Here is a 15903-nt window from a genome sequence, read left to right on the forward strand (position 1 = left end):
ACTAATTTAGTATTGTTATATTTAAATATAAGGAGTGCATTCGTATGGAGAAGCTTAGTAAAAGTGATATTATTCGTACTGTTCCGCAAAGCGGTTTTTTCGGACACCCTAAGGGGCTGTTTACCCTATTCTTTACAGAGTTTTGGGAGCGATTCTCTTACTATGGGATGAGAGCAATATTACTTTACTATATGTATTATTCAATCTCACAAGGTGGTTTAGGGATGGATCATGCGACCGCAGCGTCAATTATGGCCATCTATGGATCTCTCGTTTACATGTCTGGCATTATTGGTGGCTGGATTGCAGATCGTCTATTAGGTTCAAGTAGAACGATTTTTTGGGGTGGAGTTTTAATTATGATAGGTCACCTGATTTTAGCACTACCAGGGACTATAAGTACTTTATTCATATCTATGGTGTTTTTAGTACTTGGTACAGGTTTATTAAAACCTAATGTATCTAGCATTGTTGGTGATTTATATAGTGAAACAGATACTCGACGTGACTCAGGTTTCAGTATTTTCTATATGGGTATTAATTTAGGAGCTCTTTTATCTCCTTTTATTATAGGGACACTTGGTCAAAAGTATAACTTCCACCTAGGTTTTGGTGTTGCTGCAATTGGTATGCTATTAGGCTTAATTATTTTCGTTCTTACAAAAAAGAAAAATCTTGGTTTAGCAGGAACACAAGTACCAAATCCTTTAACAGACATCGAAAGAAAAAAAGTTATTATACAGTTTAGTATTGGTACAATAGCTATAGTACTATTTTGTATTTTAACGATACCAACAGGTATTTTAACTATTAATAGATTCACTTTATTAGTAAGTATCTTAGGTATTCTCATTCCAACTGGTTACTTTATTTTTATGTATCGTAGCCCGAAAACTACAAAAATTGAAAAGTCTCGTTTAATTGCTTACATACCATTATTTATAGCTGCTACAATGTTTTGGGCCATTCAAGAACAAGGAGCTATCATTTTAGCTTCTTATGCTGATCAGCGTACTCAATTAAAATTGGCCGGGATTGAACTTCAATCTTCATGGTTTCAATCATTAAACCCAATTTATATTGTTTTGTTAGCACCAGTATTTGCTTGGTTATGGATAAAGCTTAATTCACGTCAACCAAGTACGGCTAATAAATTTGCTATTGGTTTACTATTTGCTGGTTTATCCTTCTTAGTTATGATTATCCCTGCATATATCCATGGTACAGAATCCCTTGTAAGCCCTATGTGGTTAGCGATTAGCTTCCTATTAGTAGTAATCGGGGAACTTTGTTTATCACCTGTAGGTCTATCAATTACAACCAAATTAGCACCAGCTGCCTTCTCTGCTCAAACAATGAGTCTGTGGTTCTTAACTAGTGCAGCTGCACAAGCTATAAATGCTCAAATAGTTCGATTATATAATCCTGAAACAGAAATTATTTATTTCGGTGCAATTGGTGGCCTTTCAATCATTTTAAGTGTAATTTTATATTTTATGGCCCCAAAGATTCAAGTTTTAATGAAAGGCATAAAATAAAAAAAACTGTGCTAAAAACTTGTTATAATGCGGGTTTTTATGCACAGTTTTTTTGAATGACTATTTAGATTTTTCTATATGTAACATTCCAAAATATTTATCGTTTAAATTAACCCCCGCATAATGTAAAATTAATTCCACTTTTCAGTGCTCCGTCCTATCGAAATGTGTGCTTTTCATGCTTTATATTCTACTAGCAATGTATTTTTGTATTTAATCGTCGATTATAGTTTGTAAAATGCGGACATTTTTTACTGAGCCGATTTTTACGCCTTCCTTGTAAATAGTGTTGAATATATAAATGCTTACTTCTTTTGGTGTTTTGATTTTTCTTCAACAGGAATCTGCATATTCATAATTATCTGTCCTTCTGAATAAAACAGATTCAATTCATGTAAATCTGATTCAATTACATTACATGATCTAAACTGTAAACCATTTCTCTCTATATAGTCTGTAATATTTGTATATATTTGATGTCGTACTTCATCGATATGCTCTTCTGTACATACGTAATCAACACAAAGATAATTACCTGCAGGTATACTAAGAATATCAACATGCTCTATCTCTGTATCATTCAAAACAGGATAATAAACTGATAGTCCCAGATCATCATTGAATAAATTCTTAATAGGACACATTGTTATAAATTGTTCTTGAAAAAATTCACCTTGCTTAAAAATAGAACGGAATTTATCAAAAAAGGATTTTACACTATTAAAATTTTCTCCTTTGATGTGATAATATTTTCTTTCCTCAAAATAGACACTCTGAATTTCATTGAAGTTTTTACTTCTATTTTGTAGGAGATCGAGGATCCTAGTAATTTTCTTTTGCATTTCCATATATCGATAAATTTCAGTTTCAATTTCATCTTTTTTGTTCTGTAAGATATTTATATTGTTTATTATTTCTCTCTTATTTATTACTAAATCAATTTCTTCAATTGAAAAACCTATATCTTTACAAAAGAAGATTTGGCTAATTCTCTGTAGTTCTTCATTTCCATAAAGCCTATACTTATTTTTACCTACCTTTGGCTGAACTAATCCTTTTTCTTCATAGAATCGAAGTGTTTCTTTCGTTGTATTAAAAATCTTAATTACATCACTTTTAGTTAACTTATAGCTATCCATCTAATTATATTGCCTCCTATTAAGGAATAATATTTATACTATAAACTATGTGGTTACTTCATAGTCAATAAATAAAAAGAAATTCTTTTCACACCAAAAATGGTCGTTTAAGGAACCCTCCTAACTCGCGGTAAACTTAAGTTTTTCAACTTAGAAAATCCTTAGCGTACGAAATTCGCGTTATGTTGGTGGGACCCTATGCCCATCAACATAAGGTTATATACGTTTAATTTCAGGTGAGATTGTTTCTATTTTTAAATTTATAGTAAGAATTTTCAAATAATTAATATTAAATTTTTAGAAAACAGAAAAAAGGTCTAGTTTAATTGATTTTTATTTAATCTTAGCTTGATAGTGATGGGGTCCTGCCACATCGCTATCAAGCTAGTGAAAAAAACACCTCAAAAACAGTAAAATTGATATTTCTGGGTAAAAATGTACAAAAATCTTATTTGGGGTCGTAAAAAACTTTTTAAGTTGATGGATGTGGGGTTCTACATTTTATGCCGCACTAAAACGATCTTCAATAATCAAAATTAGGTTACACAGTTTTTTCTTTTATCATCTCAACAAATCTCTGTAAAGCAGCAGAAAAAAATACATCTTTTCTCATAATATAATAAGTTGGTACTTTAGAATATTTCTCAGGTAAATCAGTCATGGTTAAAGATTGCTCATGGTCTTTCAAAATTGATTTGACCATGACAGCAATGCCCATTCTAGCCTTCACACAACCATTAATCGCTTCAATTGTACCGAATTCTATCACTCGCTTTGGATAAATGCCTGCTTCTTTTAACCACTTATCTACTCTATTTCGAAAGAAACAGCCTCTACTATAATTAACATTGAATGAGCTTAGCTTAATAGTGATGTGGCGGTACCCCTGGTACTATCCTAATACGTTAAAACTTTTTTATAAAAGGTTTTAACGTCCTACGTTTTTGACCATTCTGTACAACGATAACTTTGGTTTATTAATTTCACTTGTAATCTGGTAGCCTAACCTCTGATACAATTTAATAGCAAGTTGGTTCTCTTTCTTTACCGTCAGAGAGCATTTGGAAAAGCCTTGCAGGGAAGCCTGTTCCTCGGCAAACTCAAGTAGTCTGGTACCTATCCCCAGTCCACGACTTTCGGGCAATAAAGCGATTGTTCCGATGTGAAACTCGTCATCTTCTCCCTCCTTCAAGGTAATCATGGAATAAAGCATTTTGATATTCCGAATGTTATAAACAACAAAATCCAACTTTCGGAATGAAAGCAGCTGTTTAAAAGTGGGCCAGGCAAGACGATTTAAAACGGGTACGGGATAGCAAGTAATCATCCCTAAAGTTTTCCCGTCCATTTGAGCTTCATAAGCGTATTGATGACTAAAACGGTTGTTCCCCTGCCACCATAGCTTACAAAAAGTCCCTTCGACTGTGTTCTTCTCCTCAGATCCTGCAAGTGCAAATGCCATGTATTCCAATGCCATTACATTTAGCTGGGCACCGACCATAGATTGATGAACAGCCTTTACAATAGATATTTTATTCATTTCCCAGTACTCCTTTTCGCTTTCTATATTATTGATGTTAATTATCATGGATTTGTATCATTTCACTTCCCTCTCGACTCATCCTTAGCTTTGAAACCATAATAAAATGTATTTAAAACAAGCTCTGCAGCAGATTTTTTAGCCACATTTCCTTCATGTACCTGTTCCCAAGTATGGAAAAGCAGAGCATAAAGCGTATTCAAAATCCATTCGCTGCTAACTGTTTGCTGAAAGTAACCTTTTTGTTGTAACAGCTCAATAACGCGTCGTAAGGGTTCCCTCAGCTTCTCTTCGGCTTCACCTAATTCTTTATTGTTAAATACAGATGCATCATGACCTAGAAAATAGATTTTGTCACCTAAAGGGATTAACGATTCAATGAGTTCTGGAATATAGTTCTCGCTTCTATCCTCATCCAGTGGAATCTGGTTTACGGTATCACTTACCAATTGTATAGCTCGATGGCCCAAGAATAGCATCAATCTCTCTCTGCTTTCGACGTAGCGATGGAGTGTAGCAATGCCAATTCCCGCATATTCCGCAATTTCATTCATCGAAGCAGTAGGATTTTCAACAAGCAATATAGTAGCCGAATCAAGAATTGCGTTAAATCTCGCTTCCTTTAACGTTGATAAGTCTTTCTTCATCGTCAATCTCTCCCTTTTTATATATAAAGTCGTCATTTTTTGATAGATAAATATATCATTTGATATTATGATAAACAATCTCAAACAAAGTGTCCAGCTGCTGAATGTAGCTTTCCAAAAGAATTATATTACTGAAACTGATAGTACTTTGAATGTTTCATTTTTAGCATTTCATTATTTAGATGCCGATGAAGAAATTAATTTTTTGATGTAATAAATACAAAAGCCAAAGGAAATGGTACGAGTCGCTTTCTTAGTAGAGAAAATGATCACATTAGCTGGGTTTCTTAAGCTATTTATCACGATGTTCCCTTGTGATATTTTATTTTTTCACTAATACAGTTATCCTTCTCGCTAATTTTTCCAGCATTTTTTCATGAAGAATTAATAATTACATTAATTTTTCTACTTATATTAAATCTATTTGCACTTCATTTAATTACTGAATATTTTATAATGAAGGTACTTTCTGCATAAAGTTATCGGTTTACTTTAAAATTCACTTCCGGGTATTTGGTCATCAGCCTTTTAAGGGTTGAGCCATCATCCTTCTGTTTGACATACTGGTCAAAAAATGCCAGGCTGAATTCGTTGATAATACGATGAACTTCCTTTGGATTTTCACCTGGGCTCTGCAACAGTGGGGAGAACAAATGTAAATCAGTGAAGCTTGTATGATCTGTATGAGGAATGACCATTGACATACCACCGCCAGCTAACCCACGCCCATATCGCTCCGTCACTTTATCGGGATCTGCCTCATCAGGCTCTACGGCACTCATGAGCAGAAATGGTTTTCCAATCCCACTTTCAGGTAAAATTTCGCCATACAAAGCGCCATCCATATTGATAGCTGCTTTGACACGAGAATCTTTTGCAAGTATTTGTGCTGCGGTAGCTCCACCGTAAGAGTGCCCAAACATTCCAATTCGCGAGGTATCAAGCCTTCCTGTAAAGAAGCCGGTCTCATCGTTTTGGTTAAGTTTCTCTATCTGATTAAGCACAAAGGTGACATCTTCCTCCCATAATTTTATGTGGCTATCCCCTGCGTCATCAGTTAAATTGAAGGGCTGTACGTAAGCAACTCGACCATCTGGAAAGACGGTAGCTGCAGTATCAAAGGTATGATCGATACTTAGAACAATATAGCCTTGACTAGCCAACTCCTCAACTTCAAACGTGTTTTGATTACGAAAACCATTAAAACCATGAGAGAAAAGTAATATAGGATATTGATTCTCTGAGTCTGAGAGTTGTAAATCCATAAACGAATGAGATTTTACCAATTCTAAGTGGCTGAATGCAAATGCAGGAATGGACAATGTTTTTTCCAATCCCTTAGAGAGTTCATTTATGTTACGAATATAAGGTTCTTGATCCCCCTTGCTTTTTTCAGCTGCAGGATACCAAATTTGCACCATCAATTCGCGTCGATCTGTTGGATTTTTCGAATATGGTTCATGTCTTTGATGATCAACCCAATGATATAGCTTCGTACCGACCCTATGTGGGCCAGTAGGTTCTTGAAATGAAAATACTGGCATAAGTAAAGGTAGTGCAACTGCTACAGACAAATAGATGCACAACAACAAAGTTTTAACTATGAATATACCCCGGCTTCTAAAGCCCTTTTTCCGCCCAGCTAATAAATAGCATAAAATCAAGATAACTGGGGATGCATATGCCGGAATCATCTGCCATCTAAAACCTTCTACCAATAGCTGAACTGTAACCATTACAACAGCAAGCAAAGTAGCTAATTTAGACCACTTTTTCGTTTCTCTACCTACTAACAGTATCCAACTTAAAAGACTAAAATTCACAACTATCAAAACGATTTCCCAGAAATTCATTGGCCTATCTCCTTTGAATGCATTTTACATCTAATTAAAGAGGTAATTTTCAATCTGAGCAAAAACAGATGAAACGCCTATATAGTTGCACCAATTATCCTTAATAATTGTTTCATATACTCCTTTCTTCAAATTAAAAACTTAAAATGCCCAGCTACCTTTACGGAAAATTGGCTCTACAGTTCCATCTGGTAAAATACCATCGATGTCCATCTCACTGCTGCCAATCATAAAGTCCTCATGTGTTACTGAAATATTTGCACCTAACGTTTCGAGTTGATCGTTTTCTAAATCCCTTCCATCCTCTAAGCAAGTTGGATAAGCTTTACCAATCGCTAAATGGTTCGATGCATTTTCATCAAACAATGTATTAAAATATAAAATCCCCGATGCTGAAATTGGCGATTCATGTGGTACAAGTGCTATCTCACCTAAATAGCAAGAGCCTTCATCCACATTAATAAGCTCCTGTAATAAATCATGTCCTATCTGTGCTTCAGCTTTAATAATTTTTCCTTCTTCAAATGTCAGTTTAAAGCCGTCGATAATATTCCCTTGATAAACTAATGGTTTTGTATTGCTTACATAGCCATTTACACCTTGTTTCATCGGTAACGTATAAACCTCTTCCGTCGGCATATTAGCTATAAAGATAGTATCATCTGGCGTTTTACCACCTCCAGTAATCCATTTATGCTGTGGTGCTAATGCAATTGTTAAATCAGTACCTGACGCTGTATAGTGAAGCATCGCATATTTTTTATTGTTTAATATGACCGCACGAGACTCTAAATTTGTTACATGTTCACGCCATTTTTCAACCGCATTTCCTTCACCGATACGAACAGCTTTAAAAATAGCATCCCATAATGCTGGTACTTGATCCTCAGCTGCTAAATTTGGGAACACCTTCGATGCCCACTTTGATGAAGGAACTGCTACCATCGACCAAGCTATTAAATCCTTCATTACGGCGTTGCGATTGTTTCCTAGAGCAGCTCCTGATACCTTTTGATAGGTAGCTAGACGACCAGCTGAAATACCTGTAAATTTATCAGGGTCTGTAGCATCTATTATTAATAGTGCGCCTTTACGTTCAATCAGCTCATCATTCATTTTGACTATCCATTCTGGGAAACGATTAAATTCCTCATCTGAGGCATAATCAAAGTAAGCACGATCCATTTCCTCATCAGAAAAATTAACATGAACACGCCCTGCCCCAGCCTTATAGGCCTCTTTCACAACTAAACGAACGAAATCCAATGCATCCACTGATGTATTGACTAATAAGTATTGTCCTGGTTGAATATTGACACCAATTTTCACCGTAAGTTCTGCATATGCTTGTAATTTTTCTTCAAAAGTCATATTATTTACCTCGCTTTTATCCAATAATTTTTGAATTCCCCTTACTAGCTTGCCTTCATACCATACTTTGTGAATAGGTTTTTCAGGATTTTCTCTTGTCTATTTTTACGTTTTTCATCAAGACTCGATAACAACTAATGGATTTTTTCAATTCATTAGTTATCTCTTAAAATTAATTTAGTTACTAGACGAGAAAATATTTCAATGAGTTTCGATGTTTTTACCAAATAATCCAATTCAAGGGTATCAAGCACTACTTAAATTTATAGCGTTCTTTATTGTATAAGCTCACTCATTTCTTCCCAATCTTTTCAATGCTGCTGCACCTAAAGGCTTTCCACCAATGAGGCGTTTAACAATTTCAATCACACCTTTCTCTGTATAAAGTCATTTTTTGATAGATAATACTATCATTCAATACAAATATAAATCATTTAACTTTAATTATCAAGCCGTTAAACTTTTTTTAAAAATTATTGGTAGAAAACTAAGTGAAACTGAATTCTATCTAAGTGGGCGATAACGGAAAGATCTTTATGCACACAGTACGAAATTACTGCTAAATATTCACGAGCCGATGTACTCTTAACTGAGTAAAAATCGGCTTTTTTGTTTCAAAATTTGCTTAGCATATATTTTGGTTAAAATGTGAGCGGTACCCCATGCCCATCAAGCTAAAATTTTCTTTCTCTACAGTTAGTTACTTTATGTAAGAAGTCAGCTGTTTTTTCATTTATTATATAAAGGTATTTTTGAATCATAAGAATAATCAGATGTTTATTTATCAAATTCTGAATATGTAATGATTTAACATAATATATTAATGTTTAAACGTATGTAAAATACCAATATTAGGAGGATTTGTAATGTTCAAAAAAATAATTTTATCTAGTACTATTCTTTTGGGAACTTTAGGTATAACAACTTTGTCTTTTCCAGAATTAAGTTTAACAAAAGCAGAAGCTGCAATTAATGATGCGAAGATTCAAAAGGTTACGGTTGCGTATAACGATTCTTTCTAACATAAAAATACATCACTATTTAATAGTGATGTATTTTTATGTTAGATATTAGAATAGGAATACGGGCGAATTAATAAGGAAAAGGTTACTGCATAATATTTCTATAATAGGGTATCAATTAAAGATGCATGCTTTATTCCATAATAGAGCATTTAAATCCTAACTTCTCAATTTTATCTACACTTTCTTATCTGCCAACGAAACATTAGATACAATTATCAATCCATTTCCCTTTTAGGCTCTACCAACATGATGTGGGATTCCTTTTCAGTGAAAGGTTTATGCTCAACGCCTCTCGGGACAATAAACATCTCGCCCTTAGAAATTTTCACCTGTCCATCACGAAAATCGATGAACATCTCCCCTTCAAGCACGATAAATAGCTTATCCGTATTAGGATGCTCATGCCATATAAAATCTCCATTGGCCTTAAAAAGCTGAATTTGATCATCATTCATTTCACCAATCACTCGTGGATACCAATAATCGTTAATTTTAGATAACTCGTCATTTAGTTTAATAGGTTGGTAATGGATAATAATCCCTCCTCACTTTTAACTTCCACTATATTACAGTAATCTAAGTGAAAAAGTCGTCATTACGCTTAAAAAGAAAATGCTCAGGCCAGAACTTTTCATTCAGATAGTTCAAAAGAGTGATTTCAATGAAAGTTCTTTCAATCCAATGTTTCCTTTAACTCTCCATAAGTATAGAACAGTGATTTTCAAATAAGAATGGACCCCTGTTGACATTAGTATGGATTATTGATGAACTTCTCGCGATATTTAGTAGGCGAAATGCCAACTCGCTTCTTGAAAACTCTACTAAAATAAAAAGGGTCTGCGATTCCAACAGCCTGCGCAATTTGTTGTACAGGCACACCACTTGTACATAACATTTTTTGAGCCATCTTTATACGATAGTTCAATAAATATTCTGCTGGCCCCATACCTGCATGCTTTCTAAACACGTAAGAAAGACGATTTCGATTAATATTATTTTGTTCTGTAAGCTCGAGTATTGTAATATCTTTATAATATCATTTATGAACGTAACTAGATATTCGTTCGAATAAAGTATGCGACTCATGGTTGTTTTCTCTATTGACAACACTTAATAAAGCTTCATTCAACGCTTCGCGAAACAGCATTTCTGTCTGAAACATCGAAATGCCTCCACGCTGATTAGACACATCCCAAAGACGCATAAGTAATTCGACAAGACGAGGAGATTGTCCTGTTAATAATTCAAAATGCTGATGAGTAAAGCCAGAGTCTTCTCGTTCTGAATTGCTTATCCGATATAAAACAAGAATATATTCCCAGTTTATTTCACCAAGCATTTTATGGGCTAATGTCATTTTTGCACCCCCATGTATAACTTTTCCTGGGGAAAGGGTATACGGCGTACCATTAAATTGAAATTGCGTCTTCCCTTTAAGCGGAAATACAAATCCGGGGAAATAATCTGTAGACTCAGCATAAGGCACACCTGGATTTTTAGCATAACGATATACTCCTTCTACTCGGAAAGGAGTATTGGCAAGATACTCTGCTAACTCATTCACGTCCAACTTCACAATGCACGCCTCATTTCAATAATAGTTTTCTTGTAATTCGCGAGATTAATTGGTGTACATTCTGGGCAACGCTAAACTAAAAATAGGACATACGACTTAACAAGATCTGGTTACTAACCTATAAATATATTGTTTTTCATTTATTTAGTCTACAGTTAAGCAGCTTTATTGAAAGTTAGAAATTCAACCTTCTTCTCCTAATTATACCATTCGTAAGAATAATTTGTTATGATCTGTGAGTGTATATTCTATTCATATCGAGTCGACATAATGTCCTATTATCAGTAGTAAGGACAAGGAGGAATCTTCCCCTTACAAGGGAACCTCCTTTCTTTTTCTATCGATCTATGCATTTTTTATACATTCCTATCCTGGCACGGTTTTATGGTTCTTTTTTGTTGTTGGATCAATAAAAAAACTGTATTAAATCTTGTATACTCCTAGAGGTCACTATATATGAACGCTACGTATTTGACTTTCTCAATGACCAACATTACTTAACGTGGTAAAATAGTATTCGGATGGGAATCCAATGTTATTAAAATTAAAGTGGTTATCAAGTCGGAGGAAGGCATCTTAGGGTGTCTTTTCTTTTTAAAATATATAAGCGTACCATCCCTTTCCTAATAGAGGCCTCCCCTCATGCCTCCTTACAGGGAGAATGATAAGGCTTTTTTTATTTACCCAATTACCGAGCTCTCAAATATTTTAAATAGTTACAATACATGTATTGTTTCAATAACATATGATTATTCTTAAGAATGTCATTGAAATGTACCAATAGATGTTAGTACAGCAAAATAAATTGTGTTATGATGTGAGCAAATATAAAGCTATCTAACGGAGGGATTTACATGCCGCATGTTGTGTTTCGTGGAATTACTACTGAACAATTAAAACGCATAAGCAAGCCATTAGTAGAAGAGCTCGCAGAGATCTGTGAGTGTGGTACGGATAATTTTACGTTGGAACTACCAAGTTCTACGTTTGTATTCAATGGAGAAGAAATAGAAGCGTTTCCTCTTATTGAAGTGAAATGGTTCGAGCGTGGACAGGAAATTCGTGATCGATTTGCCAAGGCCATTACTACATATGTAATGGATTTTGGACTTCCAGAAGTAGAGGTTGTATTTACGGTTTTCACAGAATCAGCGTATTATATTAACGGGAAGCATTGTGCAAGTTAGAGCTATTTGAAGGATTTTTGTAACATTTATAAGAGGTAGAACCACATTGCCATCAAGCTAAGAAAAGCAAATATCCAAAAACAAAATAATGACCTCAATTCTCATAGACAACTATCTGTGAAGAGATAAAATTTTTGTTTTGGTGGACATCAAAATATTAGCTTGGTGGATATATGGCACTACCCCAATTAATAAATATTACTAACCATATATCTAGGTTAATATCTATCATATTTTTTAAAAACAGGACTAATTAGATTTAAAAAAAGATTTCTTTTTCTTTACTCGTAATAAATCACCTGTCCATCCTTTGACTTTCATATATAAATACATACCCCCTGTTGTGAAAATAATAAATAAGAGAGCGATTAAATAGCTATATTTCCATTCTAGTTCAGGCATGTATTTAAAATTCATACCCCACAATGCTCCTAAGGCTGTCAAAGGCGTACTCACAGCAGTTAATACAGTAAGAGCTTTCATAATTTCATTCCCACGATGAGAAGAAACCACTTCTTGTAAATGAATCATCGTGTCTAATTCTTCTTGATACTCTTTAACAAGTTGTAATCCACGCTCTAATTTCAAGTGTGTTTGTTTATAACAAAGAGTTTTTGTTATATTTTCTAACCAAGCTTCCTCCAAGCCTTGTAATACCTCTTGTATTAAACGAAACACATGTGTGTTCATAAATAATTCATGACGAATATGATAAATTTTTTCTAAAACTGCTATGTTATTATGATGATAAAAATCCCATAATACATTTCTAAAATGGTTTTCAAAATAGTCAACCTCTCGCAAATAGTGAGATATAAACATTGATAAGATGGCACATAATCCTTCAGCGGAACTATTACAATTTTTTGTACCCATAGGGAAATTATGTATTAACTTTTGGAAATCCTCTTCCTCTTTTTCCTGGACTGTTATCAATATTCCATGAGCTACGAAATAATGAAGAAATTTTTGAATTTTGGCGTCCTTTTTATCTTGATCATATAAAAACGAACCATATACACAAGTTTGACTTGGTGATAACGTATAAACATATAATCCATTTTCACAAGGAGAACTTATTTTCTTTACAAATTGAGAGAAATAAGATGTTACATCACGAGGGATTATAGAAGAAAGTTTTTCAAGCTCACTAGTTTTCACATGATACCAATTCCATTTCGGCATTTTTATGCATTCCATATTATTCTTCCTTTCTGAATAGTTTTATGTTTGATCGAATAATATCCGTAATATGAAATTTGTATGTAGGTATTCATGTCTTCGAGGAAAATTTTTTAGATCATCTAAATTACAAACTAATATATAGGAGGTCTTATTCTGTTACAAGGAAGACCCCCTATATATTAGTTATTTGTATTCTAAATTTTAAACATTTCCTCTATACAAGCACTTTTTATCTTTTCTTATTTATATGTGGAAAAGAAGCCACATAATTTGGCACGTCTATTCAACGAACTCCATTTTGGTCGTTATTACAATTTGGATTCATATGCAGATTGATTGGTGATGTCGTCAAATACTTGACTTCCAATCATATAGTATCCATGAAGTGCAGCCTCTTTCGAAGCGTCTACCATACGGAAAGAAGAAATTTCACCTTGCATTTTTTCAATTCGTTTTTTGTGGATATCTACTATTCCTCCTGTCCAAATAATAGTTTCATACTGGTCTAACTTAAATTGTTCTTGTAATACACGCATAACGTCTTGGAAGTGTGTATCCAACTCTTTTTGAATCAAAGTATCAACCTGACTTGTCTGAGGATTTTCTTCTCGACCTCCATATCCTTTTTCTAATATTTTTGGCATGTCGTTAATATGCAAGTGATTAATTTCCCCCGCATGATTCTGCAGGATATTCTTAATATTTTTCAAAGGCTTGCTACATCCTAGTTCCGTCTCATAATGATTTAAAATGACATTCTGTTTCATATCTGTCATTTCTAATGTACGAAATCCACCATCAATAATTAAGATACGATCTTGTTCCTGAATGATTCCCTCTTTTAAGAAATAGGCATGTAAAGCGACCGGTTGCTGAAGAATCAAAGCATTTTCCACCGTAATATTAATAAATTTCCCATCAATTTGCACGGAAGTTTCTTTTTTTAATACATTTTGTAATTGCTCATGCTGACTACCAAAACAAGTAACGGGAAGCCCGGTAACAACTAAAGGTAACACGACATTTTCTTTATAATCCTTTGCAATGCAACCAAATATTTGTTGTTTAAACTGTTCGCTTTCATAATAATTTTCTATTTCTTCGTCAAATGGAGGAAGAAATGAAGCGTCAGATTGATGTGCTTCATTTCCCATGTAGTATGCAAAGTCTAAGTCTATAAAACTTACCTTTGTTAAATCTTCACTTTCAGCATGATTAGGTACACGGGCTAGTGTGGAAGCTTCACTCTTAATCGTCACCTCAGAATCTACATCCTTTCGATATGCCCGTTTGGTAAAGCCAATTCCTACATCAATTGCATACAGAGATTTCATACTTTTTTCCTCACTTTCTCTTTTTAGAATTAAATCTAAGCACTCTCTTCTTTCCCTTCTTTCATATATTTCTTTTCATTTTTCTTTTTTTCACCGTCTATGTCCTTACTATTTTGATTGATTTCGTAATTCTTTTCATCTTTTTTCTTTTTGTCATTTTCGTTTTCTGTTAAATCTTTAATAGTAGAAATGACAACTGGTGTGGCTGTAAGCAGTTGTGGTAATGTTTGTTTTGCAACATTAGCTGCAGTTACAGAGAATTGTTTACTTGTCTCAGTTACCTTCCCCAATGTTTCCTTTATGCTTCCTTCTTGTAGTTTGTCTTTTACGCTTTTTCCTTTTGTTTGTATAGCTTTCCGATTTTCTTTTTTTAATAGAGAGACCATAACTCCGGTCGTAATCCCAATCACAGCATATTTAAATATTGTATGTTTCATTTTTCTCACCCTTCTCTACTTTTATTTTCTTCCATGCTACACCCTAAAATAATTAACTTATCTATTTATCAGATGTTGCAATCTATTAGAGAGAATGATAATTTTGTGGCTGCCTATCACTCGCCGTTGGTGTTTCAGCTGTTACTAGGAGTAAAATTCTCCCTTGATCTAATTTTTCTTCATATAAGTTAGCTTCCTCCTTCGACAACCCCATTTCCTCCATTTGATTTCGAAGTTCGTCCCCTTTTTTGGAGAAAAAGTTGATAATACTTGTGCCCATTCCTTGTTCTTTTACTCCAATCGTATTTATGTTTGTATCATCTGCAATCTTTTTTGTTAGATGTTTTTCATGTGCCAAGACATAAATGTCATCTTGGCGAATCCCTTGCAATTCTAGCTCTTTTACTTTCATAACTACTTCCTGTTCATTTTGATATTCATGAACCACCGGTTTTCTTTCATTCTTATGCATTGTATTTTTCCTCCTTTAGATTTTTTATTTAGTTGTTATGTAATATGTAATACACCTATTTTAAAGATGTTAAACCTAAATTTTCAAAAAACTTCATGCAATAGGTTATTAATATTTTTGAATATCAAAGAGATGTCATAAGAACTTTGCTTTGATAACAGTGTTACAAATAACAATTTGTTTGGAAGGCAAGCCTCTTTTTTATCATTGGGTTTTCCAATGACATAGAAGCACAGCGCTGCATTACATGTAACTGCCCCATTGGATTCTCTATTCCAAAAGAAAAAGCACCCCACTAGATGCTTTCTTTAATTGTTCTCACTATAATTTATTTAGATAATTCTCTTATTACTGTAAGATACATTTATTCTAGTTCCTAAATCTCACTTATTTCTCAATTCACTCATACCAATATAAAACCAAATAACCTACCATCAAAAAATAAAGAAAACAGGTTATTTGGCTATTCATTCCGTAAGCTTAATACTCAAGTTAATCTTTTTTCACACGGTTAAACTTTATTAAGAAAACCTTAAGAAATTCCCCTCTATATTTATAAGAATTTTTTTCTATACTCAAAAATGTAAATACAATAAGAG

General features: G+C 33.8%; 14 protein-coding genes and 2 pseudogenes. 4 read left to right on the forward strand and 12 right to left on the reverse strand.

What is annotated here, in order from left to right:
- Positions 1–44 precede the first annotated feature (44 nt).
- On the forward strand, positions 45–1538 hold the full coding sequence (locus MKX31_RS13380) for a peptide MFS transporter (protein ID WP_064475734.1): 1494 nt from the start codon (positions 45–47) through the stop codon (positions 1536–1538).
- 305 nt (positions 1539–1843) lie between these two features.
- On the opposite strand, the gene MKX31_RS13385 is transcribed toward MKX31_RS13380, so the two are convergent.
- The 6 genes from MKX31_RS13385 to MKX31_RS13410 all read right to left on the reverse strand — a co-directional run bounded on the left by MKX31_RS13385 (position 1844) and on the right by MKX31_RS13410 (position 8088).
- Positions 1844–2677 carry a MerR family transcriptional regulator gene (locus MKX31_RS13385; RefSeq protein WP_088046830.1) on the reverse strand — a complete coding sequence of 278 codons (834 nt, stop codon included), beginning with the start codon at positions 2675–2677 and terminating at the stop codon, positions 1844–1846.
- Between the two features lie 541 nt (positions 2678–3218).
- A complete protein-coding gene (locus MKX31_RS13390; RefSeq protein ID WP_081257282.1) occupies positions 3219–3551 on the reverse strand; it encodes a LysR substrate-binding domain-containing protein in 333 nt (110 codons plus the stop codon).
- Between the two features lie 54 nt (positions 3552–3605).
- Complete coding sequence (locus MKX31_RS13395) at positions 3606–4217, reverse strand: GNAT family N-acetyltransferase (protein WP_088046831.1); 612 nt, start codon at positions 4215–4217, stop codon at positions 3606–3608.
- Positions 4218–4279: 62 nt separating this feature from the next.
- Positions 4280–4864 carry a TetR/AcrR family transcriptional regulator gene (locus MKX31_RS13400; RefSeq protein ID WP_064475737.1) on the reverse strand — a complete coding sequence of 195 codons (585 nt, stop codon included), beginning with the start codon at positions 4862–4864 and terminating at the stop codon, positions 4280–4282.
- Between the two features lie 479 nt (positions 4865–5343).
- Entirely contained in the window at positions 5344–6717 is a 1374-nt protein-coding gene (locus MKX31_RS13405; protein ID WP_064475738.1) for an alpha/beta hydrolase family protein, read from the reverse strand.
- Between the two features lie 141 nt (positions 6718–6858).
- Entirely contained in the window at positions 6859–8088 is a 1230-nt protein-coding gene (locus MKX31_RS13410; RefSeq protein ID WP_064475975.1) for an aminopeptidase, read from the reverse strand.
- 866 nt (positions 8089–8954) lie between these two features.
- Here MKX31_RS13410 and MKX31_RS13415 point away from each other — a divergent pair.
- Positions 8955–9110 (forward strand): hypothetical protein, encoded by a 156-nt coding sequence (locus MKX31_RS13415; RefSeq protein ID WP_154131981.1) that lies wholly within the window; start codon positions 8955–8957, stop codon positions 9108–9110.
- Between the two features lie 218 nt (positions 9111–9328).
- Here the strand turns inward: MKX31_RS13415 and MKX31_RS13420 are convergent, their stop codons facing one another.
- Together MKX31_RS13420 and MKX31_RS13425 are read right to left on the reverse strand one after the other, a co-directional pair.
- Positions 9329–9568, reverse strand: coding sequence for a cupin domain-containing protein (locus MKX31_RS13420; protein ID WP_000997182.1), 240 nt, complete (start codon positions 9566–9568; stop codon positions 9329–9331).
- Between the two features lie 293 nt (positions 9569–9861).
- Positions 9862–10689: pseudogene (locus MKX31_RS13425) on the reverse strand (helix-turn-helix transcriptional regulator).
- A gap of 854 nt (positions 10690–11543) precedes the next feature.
- Between MKX31_RS13425 and MKX31_RS13430 the strand changes: the two are divergent.
- Positions 11544–11876, forward strand: coding sequence for a DUF1904 family protein (locus MKX31_RS13430; protein WP_001120967.1), 333 nt, complete (start codon positions 11544–11546; stop codon positions 11874–11876).
- A 249-nt stretch (positions 11877–12125) separates the two neighbouring features.
- Here MKX31_RS13430 and MKX31_RS13435 read toward each other — a convergent pair whose 3' ends face one another.
- The 4 genes from MKX31_RS13435 to MKX31_RS13450 form a co-directional block, all read right to left on the reverse strand.
- Positions 12126–13076 carry a magnesium transporter CorA family protein gene (locus MKX31_RS13435; RefSeq protein WP_340980965.1) on the reverse strand — a complete coding sequence of 317 codons (951 nt, stop codon included), beginning with the start codon at positions 13074–13076 and terminating at the stop codon, positions 12126–12128.
- A gap of 293 nt (positions 13077–13369) precedes the next feature.
- Positions 13370–14395: a ParM/StbA family protein gene (locus MKX31_RS13440; protein ID WP_340980966.1), complete on the reverse strand. Its 1026-nt coding sequence runs from the start codon at positions 14393–14395 to the stop codon at positions 13370–13372.
- Positions 14396–14430: 35 nt separating this feature from the next.
- A complete protein-coding gene (locus tag MKX31_RS13445; RefSeq protein WP_000683229.1) occupies positions 14431–14832 on the reverse strand; it encodes a hypothetical protein in 402 nt (133 codons plus the stop codon).
- Positions 14833–14917: 85 nt separating this feature from the next.
- Positions 14918–15304, reverse strand: a complete 387-nt coding sequence (locus MKX31_RS13450) for a general stress protein (protein WP_000549435.1) — start codon at positions 15302–15304, stop codon at positions 14918–14920.
- A 111-nt stretch (positions 15305–15415) separates the two neighbouring features.
- Between MKX31_RS13450 and MKX31_RS13455 the strand changes: the two are divergent.
- Positions 15416–15520, forward strand: a pseudogene (locus MKX31_RS13455) (acyl dehydratase); the annotation flags it as partial.
- Between the last annotated feature and the right edge of the window lie 383 nt (positions 15521–15903).

The sequence above is a fragment of the Bacillus sp. FSL M8-0063 genome (assembly GCF_038005545.1).
Classification (GTDB): Bacteria; Bacillota; Bacilli; order Bacillales; family Bacillaceae_G; genus Bacillus_A; species Bacillus_A wiedmannii.

Excerpts from the sequence above, each read along its gene's own strand:
- MKX31_RS13405 (WP_064475738.1), bottom strand. The coding sequence starts at position 6,717 with ATGAATTTCTGGGAAATCGTTTTGATAGTTGTGAATTTTAGTCTTTTA.
- MKX31_RS13445 (WP_000683229.1), bottom strand. The coding sequence starts at position 14,832 with ATGAAACATACAATATTTAAATATGCTGTGATTGGGATTACGACCGGA.
- MKX31_RS13410 (WP_064475975.1), bottom strand. The coding sequence starts at position 8,088 with ATGACTTTTGAAGAAAAATTACAAGCATATGCAGAACTTACGGTGAAA.
- MKX31_RS13385 (WP_088046830.1), bottom strand. The coding sequence starts at position 2,677 with ATGGATAGCTATAAGTTAACTAAAAGTGATGTAATTAAGATTTTTAAT.
- MKX31_RS13435 (WP_340980965.1), bottom strand. The coding sequence starts at position 13,076 with ATGGAATGCATAAAAATGCCGAAATGGAATTGGTATCATGTGAAAACT.
- MKX31_RS13440 (WP_340980966.1), bottom strand. The coding sequence starts at position 14,395 with ATGAAATCTCTGTATGCAATTGATGTAGGAATTGGCTTTACCAAACGG.
- MKX31_RS13420 (WP_000997182.1), bottom strand. The coding sequence starts at position 9,568 with ATGAATGATGATCAAATTCAGCTTTTTAAGGCCAATGGAGATTTTATA.
- MKX31_RS13450 (WP_000549435.1), bottom strand. The coding sequence starts at position 15,304 with ATGCATAAGAATGAAAGAAAACCGGTGGTTCATGAATATCAAAATGAA.
- MKX31_RS13415 (WP_154131981.1), top strand. The coding sequence starts at position 8,955 with ATGTTCAAAAAAATAATTTTATCTAGTACTATTCTTTTGGGAACTTTA.
- MKX31_RS13400 (WP_064475737.1), bottom strand. The coding sequence starts at position 4,864 with ATGAAGAAAGACTTATCAACGTTAAAGGAAGCGAGATTTAACGCAATT.
- MKX31_RS13430 (WP_001120967.1), top strand. The coding sequence starts at position 11,544 with ATGCCGCATGTTGTGTTTCGTGGAATTACTACTGAACAATTAAAACGC.
- MKX31_RS13380 (WP_064475734.1), top strand. The coding sequence starts at position 45 with ATGGAGAAGCTTAGTAAAAGTGATATTATTCGTACTGTTCCGCAAAGC.
- MKX31_RS13395 (WP_088046831.1), bottom strand. The coding sequence starts at position 4,217 with ATGAATAAAATATCTATTGTAAAGGCTGTTCATCAATCTATGGTCGGT.